Here is a 23,198-nt window from a genome sequence, read left to right as displayed (position 1 = left end):
TCAGTCCACTCCTCACTTGGCCAGGGTACGATGCCCCGGGGACCAGGCACTTAAAGGCGCTTGGATGAACACCGGTTGCTCATCCGGCTCCTGCTGGTAGAGAACGACCAACAGCGTTCCTTGCGGCGTCCCTTCTGCGGTTCCCGGCCCGGAAGAATTCTCCGCGTCTCCCCTGGTCAGCACATCGCTCAGCGAGAACGGCAGTTCCTCCATGCAGGCGTATTTCTGCAAGTCGCGTTCGTCCAGGCCGTATGCCGCGAATCGTTCGGACAAGGCGCCCGGCGTCTCGGCCAGCGCCCGGAAATAATCGCTGCGCCGGTCTTTGTCCATCCGGTCTTCCCACCATATTTTCCGCGGCTTGTACTTATGTCCCAGCAGGTAGTCGAGCTTCATCAACCCCAACACCACCTCCGGTTCTTTCAAGGCGCGTTGGCCTAAAAATTCATGAAGCCGGGTGAACAAGTCCTCCAATTGATGACCGATGCGCTGCCAGCCTTGTTCCTCCCAATAATCGCCGAACCCTTGGAAGAAGTCGAACGGCGAGTCAAATTCACGGGTGACCAGGTATTCCAGCGTATGGTCCATCCGGTGCGCATTCCAATATTTCTCCAGCACATCCTCTAGCCGCTTCAGCCGGATCACGTCCGTAAACGGAAGCACATCGTTACCCAGGATTTCATAAGGCGCGTGGTCCATAAAAACGTAGTTGTATTTGGCGGCGTCGTTTCGCAACCCGGTACCGCGCAGCATCTTCAGGAAGCCGAGCTGTAGCTCCTCGGGACGCATGGCGAACACGTCGTTAAACGTCTTGCGGAACGTAGCGTAATCCTCTTCCGGCAGTCCGGCGATCAAGTCGAGATGCTGGTCGATTTTGCCGCTCTCCTTGATTTTGGTCACGGTCCGGGTTAACTTGGTGAAATTCTGGCGGCGCTTCACCAGCTCGTTGGTCGGATCATTCGTCGACTGCACGCCGATCTCGAACCGGAAGATGCCGGGCGGCGCGTTCTCCGCCAAATAGTCCAATACCTCCGGCCGCATGATATCCGCCGTGATCTCGAACTGGAATACGCAGCCCTGATGGTTATTAATGAGAAATTCGAACATCTCCATCGCATAGCTGCGGTTGATGTTAAAGGTACGGTCAAGGAATTTAATGATCTTCGCGCCATGCTCGATCAGATAAAGAATGTCCGCCTTCACCCGTTCAATATCGTAATACCGCACCCCCACCTCGATGCTCGAGAGGCAAAACTGGCAACTGAACGGGCAGCCGCGGCTTGTCTCGAAGTAGACGATCCGTTTGCCAAGGTTCGGGATATCCTCGGGGAACCGATGCGGCGAAGGCAGCGTGTTCAAATCGGACTTGGGCCGGCCTGGATTCAAAACGATCTCTTCCCCTTTGCGGTAGGCTGCGCCAAAAACGAAGTGGAACTTTCGTTCTCCGGACAGCTCTTGCAGCAGATGGTGGAACGTCTCCTCGCCATCCCCCATCACGATAAAGTCGACCTCCGGGGCGCGTTCCATCCAATATTCCGTGTCATAGCTGACCTCGGGTCCGCCCAATACGATCTTCACTTCCGGCAGCACTTTTTTGAGTAATGCGACTAGCTTGATCGTCTCCTCGATGTTCCAGATGTAGCAGGAGAAGCCAATCACATCGGGTTTGCGGCCAAACAAGTCCGCTACGACGTTCATGACCGGGTCCTTGATCGTGTATTCCGCCAAATCAATGTCGAACTCGTTGCCGCTGTAGGCCTTAAGCAGCCGGATGGCCAGCGAGGTATGGATAAATTTTGCGTTAAGCGTCGCCAATATGACTTTCACAAGTTCACAACCCTATTCCATATTTTGAAAAAACTCCAGAAACGGCTTTCCATATTTGCGGTACTTCACTTCACCGACCCCTTTAATTCTCAGCATATCCGCTTCGTGGGTCGGACAGACGACACTCATCTCGCGCAGCGTCGCATCGTTGAAAATAATGTAGGATGGCACATGCTCTTTCTCGGCCAAATCCCGACGGATCAGGCGCAGTTGCTCGAACACCGTCTCATTGACGGCAGACGGACCTTCGTCGTACCCACGGCGCCGTGAACCGGAAGACGATTTGGATGGAGCCGAGGGCTCCGGGGCGCGCATCATGACTTGATGGCGACTCTTCAACACCTCAACCGCCAGCGGTTGCAACCGTACGACCGGGTACTGCCCTTCCGACAAAGCTAAATAGCCTTCCGCAATAAATACGTTGATCAGCTCGGAGATCTCCTTCTCCGTGCGCGTGCGTAGCATCCCGTATGTAGGCAACGCATCAAAGCCATACTGCAACACTTTCTTGTTCTGCGAGCCCTTCAGTACGGAAGCGACAAGCGAAACCCCAAATCGTTCTCGCATCCGGTGAATGCAGGAGAAGACGATTTGCGCGTCGCGAGTCATGTCGACGAGTTCCCGTTCGTCCCGGCAGGAGCTGCAGATACCGCAAGGCTTATGGTCGTGGGCTTCGCCGAAGTAATCCAGCATCGCCCAGCGCAGGCAGCTAGTTTGGTAGCAATATTCGATCATCTGCTGCAGCTTGCGGTATTCGTTGCGTTTGCGATCCCCTTCTTGGGGATTTTGCTCGATCAGGAATTTCTGCGTCATGATGTCCTGCGGACTGAACAGCAGGATACATTCGCTGGGCTCGCCGTCCCGGCCTGCCCGACCGGCTTCCTGTACGTAAGCTTCCATGTTCTTCGGCATATTGTAGTGGATGACATAACGAACGTTCGATTTGTCGATCCCCATCCCGAAAGCGTTCGTTGCGACCATCACGCGAATGTCGTCATAGAGAAAAGCCTCCTGGCTCTCCTCCCGCTCCTTATCGGACAAGCCGGCATGGTAACGGCCGGCAGGGATCCCGGCGCGGCGCAGCCGTTCGTACAAGTCGTCGACCTCCTTGCGGGTCGCGGCATAAACGATGCCAGGCTGGTGGGCATGCGTATTCGCGTAATTCAGGACGAATTCGCGCTTGTTCTCGCCGCGCAGCACCGACATCGCCAGATTATCCCGGCCGAGGCCGGTGACGAATACGGCCGGATCCGCAAGACGAAGCAGGCGGACCATGTCGTCCATGACTTCCGGCGTTGCCGTAGCCGTAAAGGCGGCCAAAATCGGACGTTGCAGCAGCGACTCGACAAACGGGGAGACCGCCAGATAGCTTGTCCGGAAGTCATGGCCCCACTGCGAGACGCAGTGCGCCTCGTCGACGGCAACGCAAGAGATGGTCAACCCGCTCATTTCCTCGCGGAACCAGTCCAGCTCCAGTCGTTCCGGGGCCACATACAGCAGCTTGATCTCGCCGCGGCGAGCCGCCCGGATGCGGTCGTTCACTTCCTTGCCCGACAACGTACTGTTGATGTAGGCCGCAGAGACGCCCATCGCCGTGAGCGCATCCACCTGGTCCTTCATCAACGAGATCAACGGCGACACGACCAACGTTAGACCTGGCAGCATCAAGGCCGGGATCTGGTAGCAGATCGATTTCCCGCCGCCCGTTGGCATGATGCCCAAGGTATCCGCACCGGTCAGTACGCTCTCGACGATCCGCCGCTGCCCTTCGCGGAAATCGGGATACCCGTAATATTTCTGCAGCAGCTGCTGCGCATGTTCCATTGTCAGTACATCCGTGCTCATTTTACCATTTCTCCTAACTTCCCATTAGGCCGTCGTCCTCCCGGATTCCGGGACAGACCGGCTTTATGCACTCTTAAGTTTACCGGGGTTTAGGGAAATGGGCAACCGCTGCAGCGGGTACATAAACTTTTCCAAAAAGACCAACACTCTCTATTAATAATGTGCTAAGACCGGAGGCGGCAGATATGCTGGATTGGAAAGCCAACTACGAAGCATTCAAGAAAAAACATCCCTCCCATCCAACTGAATCTCTAGCTTCCTCAGACACTCCCGCCGGCATGGATAGCGGGCCTAGGCAGCTTGAGGCCGATCTGGACGACAATCTGAGCTCGATTCAGAACCGAATGAGAAACTCTACGGATTTGGTTGTCCGCCGAGTGAAGATCATGAGCAAACACAACGCCGCTTTGTTATTCGTCTCGTCCTTGACGGATTCAAAGTTGATACAGGAAGGGATTGTTGCTCCTTTACAAGCTCCGCCCCTTGCCTTTGAGCCAGGGATGGAGGGGGACCCGCTTCGCCAGGTGGACCTGTTTGATCTGGTGTATCAGGAGCGGGTGCACGCCAACCTGGGTCAGCGAAGCTCCGAATGGAACGTTCTTTTGGATCAGCTCATGAAAGGGCAGACGTTGTTGTTCATCGACGGTCATGCCGAAGCGGTGACCTTCGATACCCGGTTGGTTGAGAAGCGGGCGATCGAGCAGCCTCAAACCGAGCAGGTGATCCGCGGCTCGCGGGATGGATTTATCGAGCAGTTGGAGACAAACTTGTCGCTCATCCGTTATCGACTGCAATCCGTCGATCTGGTGATCGAAACCGGCGAGTTGGGCGCCCGCACTAAATCGAAGACGGCCGTCTGCTACATCGCTGGAATTGCCAATCCGGAATTGGTGAGCGAGGTCATGCGACGTCTGTCCAAAATCGATATCGACGGCATCATCGACGCCGGTTACATTGAACAGTTTATCGAGGATCAGCCGATTTCGCCGTTTCCGCAAATCCAAAACACGGAACGGTCGGACAAAACAGTGGCCGCCTTATTGGAAGGCAGGGTGGCTATTCTGGTGGACGGTTCCTCCTTCGCGTTAATTGTCCCATCTTTGTTCGACCAATACTTCCAAACGATTGACGACTATTCCGAACGGTTTATGATCGCCAGCTTGCTGCGATTCGTCAGATTAATCGCCCTGCTCTTTTCCGTTTTTTTTCCGTCATTATACGTCTCCGTCATCTCCTACAATCCCGAGCTCTTGCCAACCGATTTTGCCGTGGCGATCTCCGGCGGACGCGCAGGGGTTCCCTTCCCCGCCATGCTGGAGGTGCTGATTATGGAAGCTTCGATGGAGATCTTGAGAGAAGCGACGATTCGCCTGCCGCAAATGATCGGCGGCGCGTTGTCGATCGTTGGCGTTCTGGTGATCGGACAAGCAGCCGTTTCCGCCGGCCTGTCGAGCCCGATCACCGTGGTGATCGTGGCCCTGACGACGATTGGCTCCTTTGCAACCCCCGCCTATAATGCGGCGATCGCCATGCGAATGCTGCGTTTCCCGCTTATCGTGCTGGCCGGCTTATTCGGATTGTACGGCGTCGTGTTAGGCAGCATTTTCATCATCAATCATATGTTGTACCTGGAATCGTTTGGTGTGCCATTCCTGCAGTCCATCCTGGCCAAGAAACGGGCGGGGTTCACGGATACCTTGATCCGGGCTCCCCTGTGGTGGATGGGGAAACGTCCGAGTTACCTTCATGCCCTGGATGATACGCGGCGCGCTGAAGGCACGTTCCAAGCGAATATCGATAAGATTTTTGACCCGGAGGGAAAAGCCGATGCAAAAAGCCCAGAAAATCAGCACGACTCAGCTGGCCATCGTCATCAGTAGCACGATATTTGGCCCCTACGTTCTGAGTTTCCCGAAAACGATCGCTGAATCGGCCGATAGCGCCGCTCCGCTTATGACCGTTGCGGGCACCTGCTGCGCCATCTTCAGCCTGTTCGTGTATACCCGGATCAGCCAAAGATTCAGTAATCAGACACTGTTTAGTTACAGCCAGACGGTGATTGGAAAGATCCCTGCCCTGCTCGGCAACCTTCTTGTGTTCGCCTGCTTCTTCATCACCTCGGCGATGTTGTTCCGCCAGTTTGGCGAAGTATTGTCTACGGTCGTCTTCCGAAGAACTCCCATCGAGATAAGTATCCTGATGATCTTGATCCTGGTCGCCTTATCCTGCCGAAGGGATACGGTGAAATTCACCTATATACACCTGTTCTATTGGCCGTTTGTCGTCTTGCCCTTCCTCTTTGTCATCATGATGTCGATGAAATCTGTGCATCTCTTAAATTGGCTTCCCCTACTAGGCAATGATTCCATCAACGGGTTGCCGGCTTTGCTATCTCCGGCCTCCCTCTATTTGGGCTCCTTCATCATCACGATTATGCTTCCAATTACAGAGAAACCACGTCACGCGATGAAGGCGGCAATGCTGGGCATTGCCGTCAGCGCCAGTTTATACCTGCTGTTGGTCTTATCCACGATCGGGATTTACGGGGTTCAGGAGACCCTCCAATTGTTATATCCCACCCTGGAAATGGCGCGCTCGATTGCGATTGGCGGTGATGTCATAGAACGTTTGGATGCGATTTTTATTATTATGTGGGTGATTAATGTTTACACGACCATGTTCTCCAACTATTATCTAACTTCGCTCTCCCTAAGCCATATGCTTCGGATCCAGGATCACCGTCTTGCAACTACCCTGTTAATCCCTATATTGTTTGCCGTCTCCCTGCTCCCACAGGATCAACTCCAACTGTACAAATTTTCTCGAATCGCTGACGGGGCCGGGTATCTCTTCCTGACCGGCTACGCTCTTCTTCTGTGGATCGTAGCTGTGATCAGACGGAAGGGCGGGCAGCAACATGGGTAAAATACGGGCGCGTTGGGTATTGGGCTTGCTGAGCATGACTCTGGCGCTTCATTTGACCGGCTGCTGGGATCAGGTCGAAATTGAAAACCGGGCCCTGGTACTTGGCCTGGCCATCGATGAGGCTCCTCCCGATACTGCGAAGCTGGAACCCGTCGTTTCCCATCAGAAGAACGAACCCTTGCCGAAGAAGATGCTCCGGGTGACCGCCCAAATCGCAGTCCCCGGTCGAGTTCCCCTCGGTCCAAGCAACGGCGGCGCGGGAAGCGGCGGCGACGGAGAAAGCCCGGTGTGGGTCGTTCAAGTGTATGGGCATAGTCTGGACGAGGCATTGAACAATCTGCAGCAGCAAATCGCCGATCCCCGTTACCTTATTCATTTGCGGGTGATCGTGATAAGCAAGGGCATCGCTAGGGAAGGGCTGGACGAACTAAACGATTATTTGCGCCGGAATCCGGAGGTCCGCCGCCGCACGTGGCTGCTCGTCTCCGAGTCCGAAGCGGCGGAACTTATGAAGGTAGCTCCCCCGCTGGAGCGCGTGCCTACGCTATATCTTCAGGCTATGGTCGAGAAGTCCATCCTGATGGGGAAATTCCCGGCGAATTATATAGGCGAGTTTTGGGTCGAAGAGTCGAACTGGGGGCAGGACGGATACCTGCCTTACATCGCAATCCAAGGCAAGGAGAATGTTCTCATTAAGGGTTTGGCTTACTTCAGCGGAGGTCGACTTGCCGGAACCGGCACGGCCGTTGATATCGGAGCCTATATGGCAGTCAAAGGGTACAATCCCGGAGGTTATTCCGCTTTGATTCGAGTACCCGACCTCGGTTACGCCATGATTAAGATCACGGAACGGCATGCGAAAACCGATGTCCGCATCGTTGACGGTAAACCCCAAGTGAATCTCAAGATTCACGTAGAAGGGATTCTGGACGAGCATTTTGATTCAGGACGGAATGTCAGCTCTGAAACGGACATCGACGTCATCGAAGAAGCGTTTGAAGAGGATGCGACGAAATTACTCCAAAAGTTCTGCCGCCAAACGCAGCGCCACCGTTCCGACATTTTTGGCTTTGGCGAATATGTGAGGGCCTATCATCCTGGATTCTGGAAGAGCAACATCCGTCAAAAAAGCGATTGGGAACAAATGTATGCGGATATTCCAATATCCATTAAACTAGCCCTTTCGATCCGTCGAACCGGCCTAAAAGCAAAATAGGAGGTGTTTGGGATGTTTCGTGTCCTCGCTTTTACCGCTGCCCTATTTCTATTCTCCGGACTCGTCCTGCTTCTGGTGGATCATAGGGTATATAAGGTCCGGCAGATGCAAAAGGAACAAAAGGTTGCGAGGTTCTTCGGATGGGTCCAACTCTCCTTGGCAAGCGTTAGTTTGCTGATCAGCTTAATCATGCAGTAGGAACCTATCCCACGGGCGGGTGATGGTGCCGTTAAGGTTCGCATGGTATATTGAGTCTAGTACAAACTTCAGTAGGATGGAGAATCAGGATTGATGAAAGAACGCAATTACTCCGGCAACCGCTCGGACAAAAAAAAGCAGTCACGACCAATGCCGTCAATCGCTAAACGGGAGCAGGCCGATGAGGTACGCTCCGGCGACCGCATTGTCGTTACGATCAAGCGGCTGGGGATTAACGGCGAAGGCGTCGGCTATTACCGACGGAAGGCCGTTTTCGTCGAAGGCGGAATTCCCGGCGAGGTCATTAAAGCGGAAGTCACCCGCGTTGAGAACAAATATATCGCCGCCGCGATCCGGGAGATCGAGAAGCGTTCTCCACACCGGGTTGACGCACCATGCCCGGTATTCGGCATCTGCGGCGGCTGCCAAATCCAGCATATGTCCTATGAGGGCCAGCTGGCTGGCAAGGAAGAGATCATCCGCGAGGCGTTTGCGCGTTACGCCGGCCTGCAGGATGTGCGCCTGAAACCCATGCTGGGAATGGATCACCCTTGGGGTTACCGCAACAAGGCACAGCTTCAATTAGGTATGGCCCAGGAAGGGATGATCGCCGGCTTGTATGCTGCCGATTCCCACAAACTAATCGACATTACCGGCTGCCCGATCCAGCACCCGAAGGTAAACGAAGTGGTAGACAAGACGCGGAACGTGCTGGAAAGACTAGGTATTCCGGTGTACAAGGAGAAAGGCAATCAAGGGCTCGTCCGCACCCTTGTCGTCCGCGTTGGATTTCAATCTGGGCAGCTGCAGGTCACGCTCGTGACCGCCAGCGACAAGCTGCCGCGCCGGGACGAATTGATTAAGGAACTGCGGCTGGCTATGCCGGAACTAACCAGCATTGCGATGAATGTGAACCCGAAGAACACCTCGCTCGTATTTGGGAATCGGACGGAAATCCTGTGGGGAGCGGACGGCATTCAGGAATCGCTTGGCGACCTGGAATTCACCTTATCCCCCCGCGCCTTCTTCCAGCTGAATCCGCTGCAGACGGTCAAGTTGTACGAATCCGTGCGTGCGGCCGCTGGATTAACGGGCCGGGAAACGGTCGTCGACGCATACTGCGGCACTGGCACGATCGGCCTGTGGCTTGCGCCTTACGCGAAGGAAGTTCGCGGGATCGAATCAATCCCCGAGGCGGTGGAGGATGCCAAAGCCAATGCCGCTTGCAACGGGCGAAATAACACGGCGTTTTACGCGGGTTACGCCGAGGAATTGCTCCCCCGCTGGGTGAAATCCGGATTTACACCGGACGTGATCGTCGCCGACCCACCGCGCACCGGTCTTGATCCCCGCTTCCTTGAAGCGGTTTTAAAGACCAAGCCCAAGCGTTTCGTCTATGTCTCCTGCAACCCTTCCACTCTGGCGAAGGATTGCAAGGCGCTGCTGGACGGCGGTTACGCGCTCGAATGGGTGCAACCGGTGGACATGTTCCCGCAGACGAGTCATGTGGAGACGGTTGTTTTGATGTCAAAAAAATAAATGACGGAGGCATGAAGGCATGCTGGAGGAGTTTATTCATTTAACGCAGGATAACCTCGTAGATGAGCATTTATGTTGCATCATCAGAAGCAAGAAACCTCACCCCGGTGTTGAAGCGAAACGAGCATGGCTTGCCGAGCGATTGAAGGAAGGTCATGTGTTTAGAAAGTTAAACGCTAAGGGATGCTGTTTTATTGAGTATTCGCCATTAAAGTCAGCGTGGACTCCCGTGGTAGGCCATAATTATTATTATATTTATTGCTTATGGGTCTCCGGTGATTTTAAAGGAAAAGGTTACGCGAAAGCCTTGATGGATTACTGCATTTTAGATGCAAAGGAAAAAGGGATGTCCGGCGTTTGTATGCTTGGCGCAAAAAAGCAGAAGAACTGGCTTTCCAACCAGTCCTTTGCTAAAAAGTACGGGTTCGAATCGGTGGACTCTACCGAAGACGGATATGAATTATTGGCACTTTCCTTTGATGGAACCCTACCCAGGTTTACGGATAAAGCAAGAAAACAGCAGATCGAAAATCAGGAACTGACGATTTATTACAGCATGCAGTGTCCGTTTATTCACCAGAAGATTGAAGATATCAAGCAGTACTGCAATGATCATAAGGTGACAGTATCCATGATTCCGGTTGACTCATTAGAAAAAGCAAAGGACTTGCCCGGTGTATTTAATAACTGGGGGGCATTTTATAAAGGAAAGTTTCTAACCGTGAACCTGCTTGATGTGGGGACGCTTGACAAGATATTGAAGAGCTAGCCCATGGACGAATTGCCCCGTATGTTTCGGTTTAGCCCCGAAGCAACGTAACCTTAAATACGCTTCCCAGTTCGGAAGATGCCTCCAGCTCAACGGTCCCCTGGAAGAAGGAGAGCAGATGGCGGACGATCGACAGGCCTAGGCCGGCGCCGCCATGCCTGCGCGCCCGTGACGAGTCGAGGCGATAAAACCGTTCATATATCAACTCCCTGGACTCCAGGGGAATCCCCTTCCCGGTGTCCGACACCCGAACCACAACCTGTTCATCCTCTTCCGTGACCTGCAGGGTAACGCTCCCATTAGGCCGATTATACCGAATGGCATTATCCAGCAAGTTACGGAATACGAGGAATAAGAAGTTCTCCTCCCCCTTCACCAGGGCCGTACAGGGCTCCATCAAATGAAGCGTCACCCCGTGTTTGTCAGCCATCGGTTCCATAAAGGAAATCACATCTCGAAGAATGTCCGCAAGCCCCACTACTTGATGCTCCCGCTCGTCCCGATCATTCGTCCCGTCCGCCAGCAGCAGCAAATCTTCCGTTAAGGATTCCAGCCGCGCAAGCGTCCGTTCCGTGGTCTCCCTGTACTCTCTCCATTCGTCCGGATCGATACTCCGGCTATCCCCGGCCACTTCCAGATTCGTGCGTAGGATGGAAAGCGGGGTTCTTAACTCATGTGCGGCCGCCGAAACAAACCTGACCTGCTGGTTAAACGAATGCTCCAACCCATCCAGCATCGTATTAAAGGTAATCCCCAGCTTCTTTAATTCATCATGGAGCTCATCGATCTCCAGCCGTTTATGCAGGGTGGAAGCGGTAATGCCAGCCGAGGTTTCGCTCATCCGTTTTACGGGTTTCAAGATGATCACGGCGAGCCATTGCGCGCTAAGCACCATCCCCGTGAGAACAACCAACAAGCTGATGATTCGCCCCTGCATCTCCGGTACAATTCGAGTCGTAGAGAAGAAAGTTTCTATCGATACATATAGCGTAATTAAGATGGCCAGAAAAAGAATTTCGAACAGCGTTAATCTGAGACGTAGCGAAAGTCGATTCCCTCTTCTCATTTTAATTCCTCTTTCTTTGCAGTTGTGCCCGCCCATTTGTATCCATGACCTTGAACCGTCTGAATATACCTCTCCCCAGCCTCCGGATCATGGTGCGAGAGCTTTCTTCGCAGCGAGTTGATATGAACCCGGACCGTAGAAGTCAAGGGATCGGCATGGATATCCCAAACATGCTCCAGAAGCCTTTCCGACGAAATGACCTCACCGGGATGCAGCATCAGATATTCAAGCAGACCAAATTCTTTTCGCGTTAATGAAATCCGTTCCTCCCCATACCAAACTTCTTTCCTATTCGTATCAAGGGTCAGCCCCTCGTATTGTAAAACCGGGCTTTTCACGGACGAGCTCCGGCGAAGCAGCGCCCGGATGCGGGCAAGCAATTCATTAAACACAAACGGTTTGCGGAGATAGTCATCCGCCCCGGAATCCAACCCTTCTTCCACCTCATCTGGGTGGCTGCGTGCGGTCAGCATGAGGATAAGCACATCGGGATGGTGCGAGGATCGGCGAATTTGCTGGCAAAGCGAAATACCGTCGAGCTCTGGAAGATTGATGTCGAGAATCACCACATCGTACTCATTCGTATCCGCCATCTCCCAGCCGATCAGCCCGTCCAGCGCCATGTCCACGGCATACCCTTCCCGCTTTAATCCCTTGGCTAATGCACGGGATAGATCCTCCTCATCTTCAACAATAAGGATTCGCATTACACCGCCCCTTTCTTCAATGACAATACCATATCATACCCGTTTTCGGGATGCGAGCAAGTCCTGGGGTTTGTGGCAGCTCCACTTAACAAGGATTTAACAGCCCGGTCTTTATAATCAAAAACAAATCTTCCTGAAACGGGGAGAATGGTTCACAGCACGAAGTAAAGGAGGAGGTCCATCTGTTAATTGAAGTAGTATCCGCTGGACCGGGGTGTTCCATTTGTCAGAAAGCGATCAAGCTGGTCAAGCAAGTGGCGGAAGAATTTCCACAAATCGTGATCCAGGAATTACATGTCGTTGATCAGTTTGAACGTCTTCAGGAGCTGAACCTATTTAGCGCCGGGGCGATTCTGATCAATGGAAAAGCGGAATTTGTTACTTTACCCACATTCACCAAGCTTCGCGAACGTGTCGCTGAACTGCTTCGTCACGAAAATCATCCACAAGATCAAAGGAGTCACTAATGGAAAATTTATATCATTTTACGATCTCGGGCGGTATTTCCGCCTCGACCTACATCCTGGTGTTCATTGTTGGCATCGTGAGCGCGGTGTTAGCCTGCTATTTACCCGTACTTGCGATGTTTGGAGGATATGTCCAAAAAGGGGCCTCCGGCAGTAAAAGAAAAGCCCTGGCTATTGCATTTAACTTTATCTTAGGCATGGGGGTCACTTCGTTGTTGGCGGGTTTCATTTTCGCCCTGCTTGGCCAGCAGTTTCTTCCCTTTATCGAGAAATATCACTTGCTGACCTGGATCCCGCCGCTCTTTGACATCTTGGCAGGTCTGCAGCTGTTAGGAGTTATTTCATTCGCGATGCCTGCCTTCCAGAAGCCGATGAGCCGGCCGGATAAACAGCCTGGCCTGTTGGCTGCTTTCAAGCTGGGGATTCCATATGGACTTGTCATTTCGCCCTGTGCGATCCCGATCTTTTTCGCGTTGATCAGCTATATTGCTCTTCAAGGCAGTCCGCTTCACGGCGCGTTGCTCATGACGACGTACTCCCTGGGCAAAGGCGTGATTCTCGCATTGGTTGCGGTCTTCTCCATTTCCGTTCTCAGCAAGCTGTCCAAATGGGGCGGGCCGATCAAAAAGATCGCCGGCTACTTCTCCATCGCACTTGGGATCATCTTGCTGATTGTGGGGTTCATGAAGTAATTACATCATAGAAGGAAGACACGCGTCTGTTCTTCGGTTCATTCACACGGATCCAACCTGCAATAGAGTTTTGGCCTCGGCCGCTCCTCTTTGACAGTTTGGATCTTTTTCGTTTTGGCGGATCATGACAGGTGACGAGCATTGTAGTACAATGCAAATATTGATTTTTGCAAAGGGGAATCGCCTTGATCAAGAAAGAAGTCGCTTATATCCGTAAACAGTTCAAGTTGGATCATGAAAGACTTAGTATTTACGACATTCTTAACGTCTATATTATGAAGGAAACGAATGAAATCTATCATTTTGAACGCACGCCGTTCGAACTCTTGGAGCGGGAGAAGCAGGAGCTGCATATGGGCAATTTCAAGAAGCTGCTGGCCGGTGAATTGGATCAGAAGCTGTTCGAGTTAAAGTTCCAGGAGCAGCCGGAAACGGACAAGCCCTCTCAGCCGCTTCTCCATCAAGCTCTGGTTACCGGTGATGCCGAGGAGTGGCATGATTTGATGCTTCTTCTGGTGGAGAAAATGTTGGAGGATACGAAGTATGAGCGGGATACGGTGATCACCTTCGTTCGCGGACAATACTACAAGCCAACCAAGGAACGTAACGAGGAAGCCGAGGAAAGCGAAAACGATGAGATGTTCGCGAATCCGTTTATTCTATGCAGTATCAATTCCACGGAACCGCAACGAAAAACACTGATGTTCGATTATATTGAACGCGAATTCAAATACAATGTCATCGTTGATCCGATCATCAAGCTGCGTACGCCGGAGCAAGGCTTCTTCTACCCTAGCGTAACGGACGGTTTCTCCGATGTGAATCGGGTGCTGTATTGCGCGGGCAAAGTCAACGATCCGAATCAGCATTTTATCGATCAGGTTCTGAATGCCGAGAAGACCGTAACCGCGTTAGAAGAGAGAGCCATCTTCGAGGATATCGTCAAGGAAATTGCCGGGGATCAGCTGGACGCCTCCACGATTGCGAGCGTCTACGAGGAAATTCAGCAGGTCATCGAAACCCACGAAGAGGAAGAACCTCCGAAGCTGGATTATAAAGATGTCGAGCGCGTGCTGACCGCCAGCGGCGTGGAGAACGTTACCACGGAAAGGGTTGAGCTTGCCTACCAAACGGTTATCGATGACAAGAATTATGAGATCAAAGCGAGCAGCGTCGTGCCGAAGTTTACATCGAAATCAATCAAGATCGATACGAAGGTCGCCACGATTTCGGTCAGCCCGCAGGATTTAAGATACGTGAAACAAGTCAATTATCATGGTAAACGTTGCATCTTGATCGAGGTCGATGAAGATGCGGTGATCGAAGGATTTACGCTTAATACCGAAGAATTATAAGGATTAAGCTTATAAAGCAAAGGAGGCTTCATGATGACGAATGAACAAACGGACTTGCTGCACGAGCAACGCGAGGAACTGCTCCAAGCCCTGAAGGCCCGATTCGAGAAAAATTTGAGTCGACACCCCGAGTTGGAATGGGCTCATGTACAAGCCAAGCTGGAGGCTCAGCCGAAGAAGCTGTGGTCGCTCCATGAAATGGAACGGACCGGCGGCGAACCGGACGTAATCGGGTATGACGAGCTGACGGATGAATTTGTATTTGTAGACTGCTCGGCGGAAACGCCTAAGGGTCGCAGAAGCATCTGTTACGACCATGAAGCACTGGAGTCGAGAAAACAGCACAAGCCGGAAGACAGCGCGATGAATATGGCGGAAGCCATGGGCGTTGAGCTGTTAACGGAAGAACAATATCGGGGGTTGCAAAAGCTTGGGAACTTCGATCTGAAGACATCCAGTTGGGTGAAAACCCCTGCTCCGATCCGAAAGCTTGGCGGCGCCCTCTTCTGCGACCGCCGCTACGATACGGTCTTTGTGTACCACAATGGAGCGGACTCCTACTACGGCGCCAGAGGGTTCCGCGGGGCTTTAAGGGTTTGAAATACCCGGAGATAAACACAAATGGGACAAGGCTTTTTCAGGTTGGGATGGAGACCTACACAATCCGGATTGATTGCTGATATCGATGGGCCGTCCTATTTTTAATAACTCCCAAACCGCAATGCTCCTTAACGCTTGTCAGCAACGCTATTAGGCCCAAAATGGGGGGATTCCCAATGTAACGCTTATGGTAGAGCTTATTTGCCTGTTTCTCCTCGTAAAAGAGGCGTTTTTGCCCAAATAAGCTCGCTGGTAAGCGTTAGAGCTGACATCCCCCTTATTTGGCATCAATAAGCATTGAGGCAAGCGTTAGCCTGGGGTTGTACGAATAGGACCTTGGATTGAAAAGAAGCCATTCGAATGGTACCCTGTCCATATTGACCAATCAACAATAGTTCGTGGAAACAGGTGAGCCCTTTGCCAGAACAACAACAACCAACACAGGAACAACAGAAACAAATCCGCCAAGACAATCACAAAGTATTCGCATTACTGAGCAGTTATTTGAACCATGCACCCGATCTCATCCATGAGGCGGAGGTCGAAGAGATTGTCCAAAGCGGCGTGTCGGTCGAATACGCCTTCAAGCTGATTCTTGCTGCCAAGTTCGGGCTAGATATCGTCGATAGTGACGAGGATAAGGCGCTATTTAACGCGTATTTCCACCCCATGATTCATCTGCTCGACGTTGGGGAATACGAACAAAACCCCTTTTATCGGAATATCCGCCTCCCCGAAGTGCGCATCGGCGGTAGCGAGCTCACATACAAATGCTATAAGCCGTATGAAGGTTTTGTCTGCAATGACATCCTCCAGACTTCGGAAGGACGCCAGTTTCCGCAAATCGGTATCTTTCCCGCTGAATTCAAATATCCGGCGGTTCTGGAACAGGGCCGCGTCTGGATGACGCTGACACCAAACGAAATCGAGACGATGAAGGTACCCGTCGCGGAGGCTTTTGGGAGCGTCCTTACGTTTGGTCTTGGCCTTGGCTACTATGCTTATATGGTTTCGGAGAAAGACAACGTGGACAGCGTGACGATTGTGGAAATCAATGAGGACGTTATCCGTTTGTTTAAGCAGCATATTCTGCCCCAGTTCAAGCAGGCCGGGAAAATTCAGATCATTCATGCGGATGCTTTCGAGTTTGCCCGCACACGGTTGTCCCAGGATGCTTACGATTACGTGTTCACCGATTTATGGCATGACGTTTCCGATGGGATCGAATTGTATTTGAAGATGAAGCTCATTGAACAACAGTATCCGGAGACAAGGTTCTCGTATTGGATCGAAAAGTCGATTCAATGTTATTTATAAGGCAAAGAAGAGAGGTGCGGCTTGCACCTCTCTTCTTCTATTATATTTATAAGTTCACGGCAACCTTCTCATGCACTTCGCTTATCACGTCTTCGTAAGTGATATTCAAGGCAATGGCTAGCTCTTTGAACAGGACGTTCTGAATTCCGAGCAACAGTTGATGATCCTGGTTGCCCAATTTCTTATGATTCAGCTCAGCTAGTTGTTTCTTACGCATCAACGTACTGGCGACTTGTACGATATCCTCCCGGTTGCCCGTTTTAACGATCGCAGTATAGCTGTGATGCCGTTCATTATTATTATCAATCCATTGGATGCCCGGTGCCTGAAACGAATCCAATATCGTCTTGGCCTCCTCCGGACCCATCAATTTCTGCATCAGCACCGACGCATTATCGACCGGAGTGCTAATTTTCAAGGTCTCGTTGCCGAGCGGATGCAGCTCATAATAAGACTTGGAAACGCCGGCTAGCGATTTGACGCAAACGTCGTCGATGCGGCAAACGCCATGCACCGAATAAATGATCAAATCCCCCTCATGAAACATGGTCGTGATCCCGCCTCTCTATTTTTGTCAACTAAGTTGACTATTATCAATATACCTGTTTTTCGACAAAATGTCAACCAAATTGACAATTTACGGATGCTTTTGTATAGTGTAGGGAAATAGGAACGTGAATGGAATGGAGGAACGGAGTGTACCTTGAATTCGAGGAATTGAATCTGATCGACCTGATCAGCGAACGCCATGTCCAGCTTCGCTCCATCTGCGAGCAGTTGTGGAACGACCGTCATGATATCTACATTTCCAATTCAGAGTGGTTTATTATGGCAAGGATTTATAAGAGAAATCCGACCATCTCTCAGGTGACCAGGCAGGTGGACATTTCACGGCAGGCTACCCACAAATTCATCAAGAGTTTGGAATCAAAAGGATGGGTCGAGATCACCAAAGCTCAGAACAATAAGAAGGAGAAATGTCTCAAATTAACGTCGCTAGGCGAGAGCAGTTATGAGAAGAACGCCTTGATTAAGGCATCGCTGGAGCAAAAAATCATGGATGCTCTCGGAGCCGATCAGGTCGCCTTGTTGAAACAGCTGCTCCAAGCGGATTGGGGTACCTTGAATGAGGCGTGAAAAACGGAGGAAGGAGGGGTACGCCCCCTCCTTCCTTTTTTTACATCCCAATAAACACGTTACGGCTGAAAGGGCCCCAATTGGCTCCGCCATACCCGGTCATGCCTTCCACACTGACGAAGCAAGGCAGAACGATATGAGTGACACCGGTCAATGCCCGCTCCCTGAATGTGATGACAAATCGTGTGTTCGTATTATCCGCTGACGTAATCATCGCAGCTTCTGGCCTGATCGCGTTTGCCGCAGTCAGCGCCTCCCCCATCCCTAGGCTAGCCGCTCCGCCTGCTCCTTTATTACTACGGATCCAATAGTTCGAGATCCGTGTTGCCGATCCAAAATCGGCTCGCTGATCGTATACCAGGAGAACTTGGTTGGCTGCGATTTGTCTCACCTCCGTTAACACGGGGTGAGGTACCATTTGCCGGGCTTCTTGATAGATGTATCGAGTTATCCTCCCACAGGAAAAATAGTCAAACACCTATTTCATCCTATGCTGGAGAAATCTCGCGGGTCCCCCGAAAAAAAGAATTTATGTGAAGCTTCTTAAACTTTGACTTAACGGAATTCCTCGATGAATTTCTGGGCCGCACTCGTGAGCGGCATATTCCGCATATTCATAATCCCCACTTGCGACGGCGGCAATTCCACGTCCAGCCGGATTTCAAACAACGACCCTTCCTCCAGCTCCTTCGACACGAATTCCCGAGCTACATAGGAGACTCCCAGTCCTTTGCGGGCCAATTCGATCAGCAGATCGACACTGCCCACTTCGATTTCCGGCTTAAGCTCGTAACCGTACTCGTGGAACAACTCGGTGATCGCCATGCGAGCCCGGCTATTCCGCGAGAACAAGACGAGCGGATGCTCCAGCAGTGTATCCAGCGGGATCACTTTATCCTTGAGATCGGCGTACGCGCAGCCGGCCACGAAGCAATCTTGCAGTAGAATCCCTTCCCGCACCTCGATATGAGAATCAACGATCGGCATCCGGGCGACGCCAAGATCGATCTTCCCCTCCTTTAAGTAACCCATGATTTCCGGCGTCGTACCGTGAAGCAGCTGAATCCCAACGTCAGGATATCGTTGGTGAAACTCTTCTATATACGGAAGCAAGTAATGCTTGAATAACGAGTCGCTGCCGCCGATCCGGAGCACACCGGTATCGAGGTTTTTGAGCTCAGCCATTTTTTTCTCCGCGAGGGAGATAAGAATTTGCGATTGCTCGATATAGGAGTACAAGAGCGCGCCTTCTTGCGTTAGAGACACCCCCTTGGAGTTGCGGTAGAACAACGTGAGGCCAAAGCTCTCTTCCAGCTGCTTAATGGCATGGCTTACGCTCGGCTGCGTCAGAAACAAGGCATTGGCTGCCTGAGTCAGACTGCCGGTTTTGGCCGCCCAATAAAAGACTTTATATAATTCATAATTATTTGTCATAAATGCAGTCTATAGCTCCTGTCAAATATATTAATTTCACCTATGGCGATATTCGTATTATAGTGGAGTCAGTCAAAATAATCCATAGCTTAGAGATGGGATTTAGGCGGTTACCCCGGAATCAAGACCGAGGCGCCTCCCAAGAACACATAGATGAAAAGCTATGCCGAGAGGAGAGAACCTGGATGGATGCCAATACGTTTGTATTGTTTGGGGCAACCGGGGATTTGGCAAAACGCAAAATTTACCCTGCCCTGTTTAACTTGTTTTTGGATGGAAAGCTGCCGGATGTTTTTTCCGTGATTGGCTTGGGCCGCAGAGAATGGTCCGACGAGACCTTTAAGGCAAACATCGAGCGGTCTCTGCACAGCTTTTCGCGACGGGATGCCAGCAACGCGGAGGCCGTGAACCAATTCCTCGGCTTCTTCCGCTATCATGTGCTGAACGTCGACCGTAAGGAAGATTATCAAAGCCTGCTGCAACGGGTCGAGGAAGGCGAACGAACCGCAGGGATTGCCCCAAACCGATTGTTTTATTTGTCGGTAGGTCCGGAACTGTTCGAAACGATCGCCGCCCATATTCAGGATAGCGGGCTTGGCGATACGAAAGGCTGGAAACGCCTTGTGATCGAAAAACCGTTTGGCCGCGATTTGCAATCTGCTCGGGATTTCAACGCGCAGCTCAGCAAAGCTTTTACCGAAGAGGAAATTTTCCGCATCGACCACTACCTCGGCAAGCCGATGGTACAGAAGCTCCAGCTGCTGCAACAGACGAACCCGGTGCTTCAGGCTTCCTGGAACAAGCGTTATATTGCTAGCGTGCAAATTACGGCCAGCGAAACGGTCGGCGTCGAAGAAAGAGCCGGCTATTACGATCATTCCGGCGCGTTGCGCGACATGTTCCAAAATCATATGCTGCAACTGTTGATGATGTTGGCCGGACACCTGCCAAAAGGCGATGATTCGGAGCAAGTGCGTAACAAGAAGAAACACGTCATGCAATCCTTAGAGCCGCTGCCGCGCCAGGACGTCGCAACCCAGGTGGTCCGCGGTCAGTATGCGAGCGGGTCGATTCAAGGGAAGCCGGTCGTTGGCTACAAGGACGAAGCCGGAATCCCGCAGGATTCCCATAACGACACGTTTATCGCTGCCAAGCTGCAAATCGAAGATGATTTCTGGCGGGGGATTCCGTTTTATATCCGCACCGGCAAACGCATGAAGGAGAAAGCGACGCGGATCGTCATTGAATTCCGGGAGCCGGTTAAGCAAATTGCTGCGTCCAACAACGGCGGCGCCCCGAACTTGCTGGTGTTCGAAATCAGCCCGAATGAAGGCATTTACCTGCGCCTGAATACGGAAGGCGAAGCGCAACAGCAGGATCTCACGAAGGTCCTGATCGGATCTCACAAGAGCGGTAGCGATGTGCCAGAGGCTTACGAGAACCTGATTTATGACGCGCTCCGCGGCGATTCTTCCTTCTTCGCCCATTGGGACGAAGTCGAGTTGTCCTGGAAATGGGTGCAGCCGATCCTTGACGCCTATGCGGCGAATGAGGTTCCATTACATGCCTACCCGGCAGGCAGTTTTGGTCCGAAGGCCGCGCATGAACTGTTGGCTAAAGACGGTTTCGAGTGGTGGTTCGATCAAGAAAGCGAAGCCGCATCTACAGAAGTTCAGACAGTTACACCGTCGGCGAGGGAAGCCTTGTCCATCAAATAACGGGGGATGAACGTGCTTTTCACCCCGATATCTCAAATCTATATTTTACAAATTGGAGGGATTTGCGATGAAGTTTTTTGTAGACACAGCCAATCTGGAAGACATCAAAAAGGCCCATAAAATCGGCGTCTTGTCCGGGGTGACAACCAACCCTTCCCTGGTAGCCAAGGAAGGCGTCAAGTTCGAAGACCGCATCGCCGAAATCCTGCAAGCCGTTTCCGACGTGGAATCCGTTTCGGCTGAAGTGACACCGGATGCGCTCACGGCCGAAGAGATGATTGCCCAAGCGGACGAATTGATCAAAATCAATAACCATGACCTGCGCATCACGATTAAGCTTCCGATGACATTGGCAGGACTCGAAGCGACCAAGTACCTGGCTCAAAAAGGCGTCAAGACCAACGTTACCTTGATCTTCACGGTCAATCAGGCCCTGCTCGCCGCCCGCGCCGGTGCCACGTACGTATCGCCATTTCTCGGCCGCTTAGACGATATTTCAGAAGATGGCGTGCTATTGGTTGCAAAAATAGCGGAGTTGTTCCGGGTTCATGGCTTGGACACGCAAATCATCGCGGCCTCCGTTCGTCACCCGGACCACGTCACCCGCGTAGCGTTAGCTGGGGCGCATATCGCCACGATTCCGTTTGGCGTCATCGAGCAGCTGGCTAAACACCCGCTTACGGATCAAGGGCTAGAGAAGTTCGCTGCCGACTGGAAAAAATCCTTATAAGCGGTAATTCGAAAGTCGTCTTTTGATCACAAAGCAAGTCATGAAGTGGATTCAGCATCGAATCTAGAATTCAGCCGGGCCCTCTGGTGCTCACGTAGGTTCTACCTATGCTCCGCTCCTCGGTCCCTAGCTTCTTCCAACCTTCTCGGTGCTGAAAACTGACTTTTGAACTCGCATTTTAATTTTATATAGTAAGAAAATATTCGCGGATAGGTTTGGAGGAAAATTCGAATGAAGAAACAACAAATTGGCGTCGTCGGCCTGGCCGTCATGGGCAAGAACCTCGCCTTAAATATCGAAAGCAACGGCTTCTCCGTTGCCTTGTACAACCGCTCTTCTGAGAAAACCAAAGAGCTGCTGGAGGAAGCGCCGGGTAAAAATTTCGTCGGCACCTACAACATTGAGGAATTCGTACAAGCGCTCGAAACGCCCCGTAAAATTTTGATTATGGTGAAAGCCGGCAAACCAACCGACGACACGATTAACCAGCTCGTCCCTTATCTCGAAAAGGGCGACATTTTGATCGACGGCGGGAACGCGCACTTCCCGGATACGCAGCGCAGAAATAAATTGCTGGAGTCCCAAGGCATCCGCTATATCGGCGCCGGCGTGTCCGGCGGCGAAGAAGGCGCGCTGAAGGGACCGGCGATCATGCCCGGCGGGCAACGCGACGCTTACGAGCTGGTTGAGCCGATTCTGACGGCCATTTCGGCCAAAGTAAACGGCGATCCCTGCTCCACCTACATCGGTCCGGACGGTGCTGGCCACTACGTGAAGATGGTTCATAACGGGATCGAATACGGCGATATGCAATTGATTGGCGAAGCCTACCAACTGTTGAAGGACGTGCTCGGACTTGGCGTGGACGAACTGCATGATATATTCACCGAGTGGAATAACGGCGAGCTGGACAGCTACCTGATCGAAATCACCGCCGACATCTTCGGCAAAAAAGATCCCGCCACCGGCCAACCGATGGTGGACGTCATTCTCGATGCCGCCGGCCAGAAAGGCACCGGCAAATGGACCAGCCAAAGCGCCCTTGATCTCGGCGTGCCGCTGTCCATCATCACCGAGTCGGTGTTCGCACGCTTCATCTCCGCGATGAAGGCGGAACGCGTTGCTGCGAGTAAACGACTGAGCGGTCCAGCCGCCACGCCGTACACCGGCGACAAACAAGCGTTCATCGAAGCCGTTCGCAAGGCGTTGTACGCCAGCAAAATCGCGTCGTACGCCCAAGGCTTCGCGCAGATGCGACTGGCTTCCGAGGAATATGGCTGGGACTTGAACTATGGCGCCATCGCCATGATCTTCCGCGGCGGCTGCATCATCCGCGCCCGCTTCCTGCAGAACATCAAGAACGCTTATGATCGCGATCCGGAGCTTAGAAACCTGCTGCTGGACGATTACTTCAAGGATGTTGTGGAGAACTATCAAGACGCCTGGAGACAAGTCATTGCCACCGCCGTCACCCGCGGCATTCCGGTACCGGCCTTCTCCTCCGCCCTGGCGTACTACGACAGCTATCGTTCCGAGCGGTTGCCGGCCAATCTGCTGCAAGCGCAGCGCGACTACTTCGGCGCTCATACGTTCGAACGCGTTGACCAGGAAGGAACGTTCCATTTTCAATGGTTCGATAAATAATATTGAAAAAACAAG

At 52.2% G+C, this 23,198-nt stretch carries 22 protein-coding genes; 15 read left to right on the top strand and 7 right to left on the bottom strand.

Annotation, left to right across the window (positions count from 1 at the left end):
• Window positions 1-12: 12 nt before the first annotated feature.
• The gene (locus MKZ15_RS06835) at window positions 13-1,824 is read right to left on the bottom strand and encodes a B12-binding domain-containing radical SAM protein (RefSeq protein ID WP_339820868.1); all 1,812 of its coding nucleotides are present in this window, start codon (window positions 1,822-1,824) and stop codon (window positions 13-15) included.
• Between the two features lie 12 nt (window positions 1,825-1,836).
• Window positions 1,837-3,669, bottom strand: a complete 1,833-nt coding sequence (recQ, locus tag MKZ15_RS06830) for a DNA helicase RecQ (RefSeq protein ID WP_339820866.1) — start codon at window positions 3,667-3,669, stop codon at window positions 1,837-1,839.
• A 185-nt stretch (window positions 3,670-3,854) separates the two neighbouring features.
• Here recQ and MKZ15_RS06825 point away from each other — a divergent pair, with 185 nt between their 5' ends.
• The 6 genes from MKZ15_RS06825 to MKZ15_RS06800 all read left to right on the top strand — a co-directional run bounded on the left by MKZ15_RS06825 (window position 3,855) and on the right by MKZ15_RS06800 (window position 10,316).
• On the top strand, window positions 3,855-5,549 hold the full coding sequence (locus MKZ15_RS06825; RefSeq protein ID WP_339820865.1) for a spore germination protein: 1,695 nt from the start codon (window positions 3,855-3,857) through the stop codon (window positions 5,547-5,549).
• Window positions 5,497-6,594, top strand: a complete 1,098-nt coding sequence (locus MKZ15_RS06820; protein WP_167521262.1) for an endospore germination permease — start codon at window positions 5,497-5,499, stop codon at window positions 6,592-6,594. The genes MKZ15_RS06825 and MKZ15_RS06820 overlap by 53 nt, the downstream gene beginning before the upstream one ends.
• Window positions 6,587-7,810 carry a Ger(x)C family spore germination protein gene (locus MKZ15_RS06815; protein ID WP_339820863.1) on the top strand — a complete coding sequence of 408 codons (1,224 nt, stop codon included), beginning with the start codon at window positions 6,587-6,589 and terminating at the stop codon, window positions 7,808-7,810. Before MKZ15_RS06820 ends, MKZ15_RS06815 begins: the two co-directional genes overlap by 8 nt.
• A gap of 12 nt (window positions 7,811-7,822) precedes the next feature.
• Entirely contained in the window at window positions 7,823-8,008 is a 186-nt protein-coding gene (locus MKZ15_RS06810; RefSeq protein WP_193415428.1) for a CLC_0170 family protein, read from the top strand.
• Between the two features lie 93 nt (window positions 8,009-8,101).
• The gene (rlmD, locus tag MKZ15_RS06805; RefSeq protein ID WP_339820861.1) at window positions 8,102-9,547 is read left to right on the top strand and encodes a 23S rRNA (uracil(1939)-C(5))-methyltransferase RlmD; all 1,446 of its coding nucleotides are present in this window, start codon (window positions 8,102-8,104) and stop codon (window positions 9,545-9,547) included.
• A 19-nt stretch (window positions 9,548-9,566) separates the two neighbouring features.
• Window positions 9,567-10,316 carry a GNAT family N-acetyltransferase gene (locus tag MKZ15_RS06800; protein ID WP_155607552.1) on the top strand — a complete coding sequence of 250 codons (750 nt, stop codon included), beginning with the start codon at window positions 9,567-9,569 and terminating at the stop codon, window positions 10,314-10,316.
• A gap of 31 nt (window positions 10,317-10,347) precedes the next feature.
• On the opposite strand, the gene MKZ15_RS06795 is transcribed toward MKZ15_RS06800, so the two are convergent.
• Window positions 10,348-11,382, bottom strand: coding sequence for an ATP-binding protein (locus MKZ15_RS06795; RefSeq protein WP_339820859.1), 1,035 nt, complete (start codon window positions 11,380-11,382; stop codon window positions 10,348-10,350).
• Window positions 11,379-12,089 (bottom strand): response regulator transcription factor, encoded by a 711-nt coding sequence (locus MKZ15_RS06790; RefSeq protein ID WP_339820857.1) that lies wholly within the window; start codon window positions 12,087-12,089, stop codon window positions 11,379-11,381. The genes MKZ15_RS06795 and MKZ15_RS06790 overlap by 4 nt, the downstream gene beginning before the upstream one ends.
• Before the next feature lie 182 nt (window positions 12,090-12,271).
• Between MKZ15_RS06790 and MKZ15_RS06785 the strand changes: the two genes are divergently transcribed.
• The 5 genes from MKZ15_RS06785 (at window position 12,272) to MKZ15_RS06765 (ending at window position 16,520) form a co-directional block, all read left to right on the top strand.
• A complete protein-coding gene (locus MKZ15_RS06785; protein WP_193415813.1) occupies window positions 12,272-12,556 on the top strand; it encodes a thioredoxin family protein in 285 nt (94 codons plus the stop codon).
• Window positions 12,556-13,248, top strand: coding sequence for a cytochrome c biogenesis CcdA family protein (locus tag MKZ15_RS06780; protein ID WP_155607556.1), 693 nt, complete (start codon window positions 12,556-12,558; stop codon window positions 13,246-13,248). The genes MKZ15_RS06785 and MKZ15_RS06780 overlap by 1 nt, the downstream gene beginning before the upstream one ends.
• A gap of 185 nt (window positions 13,249-13,433) precedes the next feature.
• Entirely contained in the window at window positions 13,434-14,603 is a 1,170-nt protein-coding gene (locus MKZ15_RS06775; RefSeq protein WP_155607557.1) for a DUF4317 domain-containing protein, read from the top strand.
• A gap of 33 nt (window positions 14,604-14,636) precedes the next feature.
• Window positions 14,637-15,203: a DUF4256 domain-containing protein gene (locus tag MKZ15_RS06770; RefSeq protein ID WP_339820854.1), complete on the top strand. Its 567-nt coding sequence runs from the start codon at window positions 14,637-14,639 to the stop codon at window positions 15,201-15,203.
• 417 nt (window positions 15,204-15,620) lie between these two features.
• Window positions 15,621-16,520 (top strand): hypothetical protein, encoded by a 900-nt coding sequence (locus MKZ15_RS06765; RefSeq protein WP_339820852.1) that lies wholly within the window; start codon window positions 15,621-15,623, stop codon window positions 16,518-16,520.
• A gap of 46 nt (window positions 16,521-16,566) precedes the next feature.
• Here MKZ15_RS06765 and MKZ15_RS06760 read toward each other — a convergent pair whose 3' ends face one another.
• Window positions 16,567-17,067, bottom strand: a complete 501-nt coding sequence (locus MKZ15_RS06760; RefSeq protein ID WP_155607560.1) for a CarD family transcriptional regulator — start codon at window positions 17,065-17,067, stop codon at window positions 16,567-16,569.
• A 149-nt stretch (window positions 17,068-17,216) separates the two neighbouring features.
• Between MKZ15_RS06760 and MKZ15_RS06755 the strand changes: the two genes are divergently transcribed.
• Window positions 17,217-17,657: a winged helix DNA-binding protein gene (locus tag MKZ15_RS06755; RefSeq protein WP_244868371.1), complete on the top strand. Its 441-nt coding sequence runs from the start codon at window positions 17,217-17,219 to the stop codon at window positions 17,655-17,657.
• A gap of 40 nt (window positions 17,658-17,697) precedes the next feature.
• On the opposite strand, the gene MKZ15_RS06750 is transcribed toward MKZ15_RS06755, so the two are convergent.
• Together MKZ15_RS06750 and MKZ15_RS06745 are read right to left on the bottom strand one after the other, a co-directional pair.
• Window positions 17,698-18,075, bottom strand: coding sequence for a hypothetical protein (locus MKZ15_RS06750; RefSeq protein WP_339820847.1), 378 nt, complete (start codon window positions 18,073-18,075; stop codon window positions 17,698-17,700).
• Between the two features lie 137 nt (window positions 18,076-18,212).
• Window positions 18,213-19,091 carry a LysR family transcriptional regulator gene (locus MKZ15_RS06745; RefSeq protein ID WP_339820845.1) on the bottom strand — a complete coding sequence of 293 codons (879 nt, stop codon included), beginning with the start codon at window positions 19,089-19,091 and terminating at the stop codon, window positions 18,213-18,215.
• A gap of 185 nt (window positions 19,092-19,276) precedes the next feature.
• Here MKZ15_RS06745 and zwf point away from each other — a divergent pair, with 185 nt between their 5' ends.
• From zwf to gndA, 3 genes are all read left to right on the top strand, one after another.
• A complete protein-coding gene (gene zwf / locus MKZ15_RS06740) occupies window positions 19,277-20,809 on the top strand; it encodes a glucose-6-phosphate dehydrogenase (protein WP_339820844.1) in 1,533 nt (510 codons plus the stop codon).
• A 67-nt stretch (window positions 20,810-20,876) separates the two neighbouring features.
• Complete coding sequence (gene fsa, locus MKZ15_RS06735; protein WP_339820843.1) at window positions 20,877-21,539, top strand: fructose-6-phosphate aldolase; 663 nt, start codon at window positions 20,877-20,879, stop codon at window positions 21,537-21,539.
• 231 nt (window positions 21,540-21,770) lie between these two features.
• Entirely contained in the window at window positions 21,771-23,183 is a 1,413-nt protein-coding gene (gene gndA / locus MKZ15_RS06730) for an NADP-dependent phosphogluconate dehydrogenase (RefSeq protein WP_155607565.1), read from the top strand.
• Window positions 23,184-23,198 lie beyond the last annotated feature (15 nt).

It is taken from the genome of Paenibacillus sp. FSL R7-0216, from assembly GCF_037969915.1.
Taxonomy (GTDB): domain Bacteria; phylum Bacillota; class Bacilli; order Paenibacillales; family Paenibacillaceae; genus Fontibacillus; species Fontibacillus rhizolycopersici.
This window is presented reverse-complemented; position numbering and strand designations above follow the sequence as displayed.

Excerpts from the sequence above, each read along its gene's own strand:
- MKZ15_RS06825 (WP_339820865.1), top strand. The coding sequence starts at position 3,855 with ATGCTGGATTGGAAAGCCAACTACGAAGCATTCAAGAAAAAACATCCC.
- zwf (WP_339820844.1), top strand. The coding sequence starts at position 19,277 with ATGGATGCCAATACGTTTGTATTGTTTGGGGCAACCGGGGATTTGGCA.
- MKZ15_RS06770 (WP_339820854.1), top strand. The coding sequence starts at position 14,637 with ATGACGAATGAACAAACGGACTTGCTGCACGAGCAACGCGAGGAACTG.
- MKZ15_RS06760 (WP_155607560.1), bottom strand. The coding sequence starts at position 17,067 with ATGTTTCATGAGGGGGATTTGATCATTTATTCGGTGCATGGCGTTTGC.
- MKZ15_RS06790 (WP_339820857.1), bottom strand. The coding sequence starts at position 12,089 with ATGCGAATCCTTATTGTTGAAGATGAGGAGGATCTATCCCGTGCATTA.
- fsa (WP_339820843.1), top strand. The coding sequence starts at position 20,877 with ATGAAGTTTTTTGTAGACACAGCCAATCTGGAAGACATCAAAAAGGCC.
- MKZ15_RS06745 (WP_339820845.1), bottom strand. The coding sequence starts at position 19,091 with ATGACAAATAATTATGAATTATATAAAGTCTTTTATTGGGCGGCCAAA.
- MKZ15_RS06795 (WP_339820859.1), bottom strand. The coding sequence starts at position 11,382 with ATGAGAAGAGGGAATCGACTTTCGCTACGTCTCAGATTAACGCTGTTC.
- gndA (WP_155607565.1), top strand. The coding sequence starts at position 21,771 with ATGAAGAAACAACAAATTGGCGTCGTCGGCCTGGCCGTCATGGGCAAG.
- MKZ15_RS06810 (WP_193415428.1), top strand. The coding sequence starts at position 7,823 with ATGTTTCGTGTCCTCGCTTTTACCGCTGCCCTATTTCTATTCTCCGGA.
- rlmD (WP_339820861.1), top strand. The coding sequence starts at position 8,102 with ATGAAAGAACGCAATTACTCCGGCAACCGCTCGGACAAAAAAAAGCAG.
- MKZ15_RS06780 (WP_155607556.1), top strand. The coding sequence starts at position 12,556 with ATGGAAAATTTATATCATTTTACGATCTCGGGCGGTATTTCCGCCTCG.
- MKZ15_RS06820 (WP_167521262.1), top strand. The coding sequence starts at position 5,497 with ATGCAAAAAGCCCAGAAAATCAGCACGACTCAGCTGGCCATCGTCATC.
- MKZ15_RS06750 (WP_339820847.1), bottom strand. The coding sequence starts at position 18,075 with ATGGTACCTCACCCCGTGTTAACGGAGGTGAGACAAATCGCAGCCAAC.
- recQ (WP_339820866.1), bottom strand. The coding sequence starts at position 3,669 with ATGAGCACGGATGTACTGACAATGGAACATGCGCAGCAGCTGCTGCAG.
- MKZ15_RS06815 (WP_339820863.1), top strand. The coding sequence starts at position 6,587 with ATGGGTAAAATACGGGCGCGTTGGGTATTGGGCTTGCTGAGCATGACT.
- MKZ15_RS06800 (WP_155607552.1), top strand. The coding sequence starts at position 9,567 with ATGCTGGAGGAGTTTATTCATTTAACGCAGGATAACCTCGTAGATGAG.